At 48.1% G+C, this 3,355-nt stretch carries 3 protein-coding genes; all 3 read left to right on the forward strand.

The window, feature by feature from the left end:
* Positions 1-163: 163 nt before the first annotated feature.
* The 3 genes from Q0212_RS08125 to Q0212_RS08135 are packed head-to-tail and all read left to right on the forward strand — an operon-like array spanning position 164 to position 3,339.
* Complete coding sequence (locus Q0212_RS08125; RefSeq protein WP_297924358.1) at positions 164-739, forward strand: recombinase family protein; 576 nt, start codon at positions 164-166, stop codon at positions 737-739.
* 4 nt (positions 740-743) lie between these two features.
* Entirely contained in the window at positions 744-2,381 is a 1,638-nt protein-coding gene (locus tag Q0212_RS08130; protein ID WP_297924360.1) for an IS481 family transposase, read from the forward strand.
* A gap of 4 nt (positions 2,382-2,385) precedes the next feature.
* On the forward strand, positions 2,386-3,339 hold the full coding sequence (locus Q0212_RS08135) for an AAA family ATPase (protein WP_297924362.1): 954 nt from the start codon (positions 2,386-2,388) through the stop codon (positions 3,337-3,339).
* Positions 3,340-3,355: the final 16 nt, after the last annotated feature.

Raw genomic sequence — 3,355 nt, forward strand, 5'->3', positions numbered from 1 at the left:
AGCCTTCCAAACGGCTTACCAGTGTGTCCATCAAAGGATGGTTTGATGGTCATTTTGAAAATAGTCCATTTCTGTAGAAATACCCTCGAAAAACCGTCCAAATTCCCACTCCTTTTTTCAATATCCAACTACACTTAAGTTTGACGTGAAATCTGGACGCATCATGATTATCGGCTATGCTCGTGTTTCAACAGATGACCAACATTTAGATCTGCAACGAGACGCATTGCAGAAAGCAGGTTGCGAACGTCTTTTTGAAGATAAAGCCAGTGGTGTCAAAGCAAATCGTACAGGGCTTAGTCAATTATTGATGAGTCTACGCGCGGGCGACACCGTAGTTGTTTGGCGACTAGACAGGCTGGGGCGTTCTTTTAAAGATCTCATCGCCATGATTGAACAGTTTGACCATGCCCATGTTGGTCTGCGCAGTGTACAGGAAAATATTGATACCACATCCATTGGTGGACGGTTGGTTTTTCACTTATTCGGTGCATTAGCCGAATTTGAACGCCATTTGATTCGTGAGCGCACGCAAGCAGGCTTGTCTGCGGCAAGAGCGCGTGGTCGACAAGGTGGGCGCAAGAAACGTCTTGACCCCACCAAGCGTGCCGTTGCTTTACGGCTTTATCACGAAAGAAATCATACGGTAGAGGAAATTTGTCGGATGATGGGTGTTGGACGTTCCACGCTATACAACTACCTGACGGAAGCGGAACGTGATGTCCTCCAATCGCCGTAAAGAGATTCCTACGGATTCGTTGTTGCAGTTACAGCAACGACTGGATCGGCTGCCGCGTAAGAGCGCCGAACGTGTCGTCCAGATTACATCAATGGCTGAGCTGTATGGGGTATCACCGACAACAGTCTACCGTGCGCTCAAGCGTTGTCTAAAACCTCGGGCGGCACATCGAGCCGATCACGGCCAACCTCGCCTGCTGCCAAAACCTGAACTGGAACATTACTGTGAACTGGTCGCTGCGCTTAAACTGCGTACCACGAATAAAAAAGGCCGACATCTGTCCACGCAGCGTGCTATTGAGTTATTAGAGCAGCACGGCATTGAAACGGCTCACGGCCTTGTCAAAGCCCCACAAGGCTTACTGCATAAAAGCACTGTCGATATTTATCTGAGGCAATTGCATTTGGATCAAGGCCGACTACAGCGAGAGCCACCTGCCGTCCGTTTTCAAGCTCTACATAGCAATGATTGCTGGCAATTTGATATGTCACCTTCGGATCTCAAGCATATCGACAAACCCGACTGGATAGATCCCACGAAAGGGATGCCAACGCTGATGTTATTTAGCGTGGTCGACGATCGTAGTGGGGTTAACTATCAGGAATATCGTTGTGTTTACGGGGAGGACGCAGAGTCAGCCTTACGCTTTTTATTTAACGCGATGACACCCAAAGCGGATGCCAGCTTTCTTTTTCAGGGTCGCCCCAAACTGATTTATTTGGATAATGGCCCTGTGGCCAAGAGTCGTGTTTTTCAGAATGTTATGTTGGCACTTGGTATTGAATGGCTGACACACCTTCCCGCAGGCTCAGACGGTTCTCGTACTACGGCACGCTCCAAAGGCAAGGTCGAACGCGCCTTTCGTACAGTGAAAGATGCCTATGAAACGTTATACCACTTTCATAAGCCTGAAACAGAACAACAAGCAAACGCATGGCTACACCGTTATTTGATTCATGATTACAACCTACGCCAACATCGCACCGAGCATCATACTCGTTTAGACGATTGGTTAGCCAATTTACCCACGGAAGGGATTCGTGAAATGTGTGCATGGGAGCAATTTTGCCGTTTTGCCCGCGAGCCTGAACGGCGTAAAGTCGGTGTCGATGCACGCATCTCCATTGACGGGACAGCGTATGAAGTGGATCCCGCGATGGCTGGTGAAACGGTTATCTTGCTGTGGGGTTTGTTTGATAGCGAACTTTATATCGAGTTTGAGGGTGATCGTTCGGGGCCTTATTATCCAATATCAGGCCCTATTCCTCTACATCGTTATCGTGCGTTCAAACGAGGTAAAGCAGACGAACGTGCTGACCGTATTCGTGCCTTAGCCGATCAAATAGGCTTACCCATAGCGGCATTGTCAGGTGATGATGTGCGCTTAACACCGACCACGGGAACCATAGCGATACCAAAGCAGCCCTTTGATGCCCAGTCATTGGAATACCAATTTCCTCATGTGATTGCGGCCAAACTCGCGATTGCCGATGACCTTGCTCGTCCATTGGCGAAGTTGTCATCAGCAGAACGTGCCTTTATTGATCAGGTCTTAGCAGAAACGCTCATACGCAACACCGTACTATCACGCGTGCGCCATTATTTCCGTCATCAAACAGGAGGAGAAGATCATGCGAGTTGAAGTGATGGAGTATTACGGGCTAACGCAGCCATTCAGCCAAGCGGGTTACTATGAAACGCAGCAGCATACTCAATTGCTCAAAGACATTAAAGGGGCAATTTTAGAGGGTCGCCTCATTGCGGTGTGTGGTGTAGTCGGCAGCGGCAAAACCGTGACCATGAGGCGGTTACAGCAACAGTTGAAGGAAGAGAATCGCATTACGGTCTCCAAATCTTTGTCGGTGGAAAAGCACAGTATCAAACTCGCCACCCTGATTACTGCACTGTATTACGATCTTGGTACTGATAAAATACAAATTCCCAAACAGGGGGAGCGGCGTGAACGTGAGTTACGGGAGTTAGTACGCAAGAATAAACGTCCTGTTGCCTTGTTTGTTGACGAAGCGCACGACTTGAATCGGCATACGCTGACAGGATTAAAGCGTTTGATGGAAGTGATTGAGGATGGTGATGGGCGATTGTCAGTGATTCTTTCAGGTCATCCTAAATTGCGTAACGATTTACGTCGTCCCACCATGGAGGAAATCGGCTTTCGAACCGATGTATTTAATTTGGAGGGTATCGCAGGCAGTCAACGTGAATATTTACACTGGTTGCTCAATACTTCTATGCGTGATGGCAACTCTGTTGAATCGGTCTTGACGCTAGATGCTATTGACTTGTTAGCTTCCCGTTTACGCACACCACTACAAATCCAACTACACCTCACGATGTCATTAGAAGCAGGTTATCAAACAGGGGAAATACCAGTTTCTGCTGAATTGGTCGAGTCCGTGTTGTCACGACAGTTGGACGATCTGGAGCCGACATTAACGCGTCATGGCTACCACTTGAAAGATCTCGTGGAACAGTTTGATGTCAAACCTGCCGAAATCAAGGCCTTGTTTAATCATCAATTAGACACCACTCGTGTTACAGAATTACGCCGTCAATTTCTGGCTGCAGGCTTGCCTATTTGACGCGCTATCGTCACTA

It is taken from the genome of uncultured Agitococcus sp., from assembly GCF_937920075.1.
GTDB lineage: Bacteria > Pseudomonadota > Gammaproteobacteria > Pseudomonadales > Moraxellaceae > Agitococcus.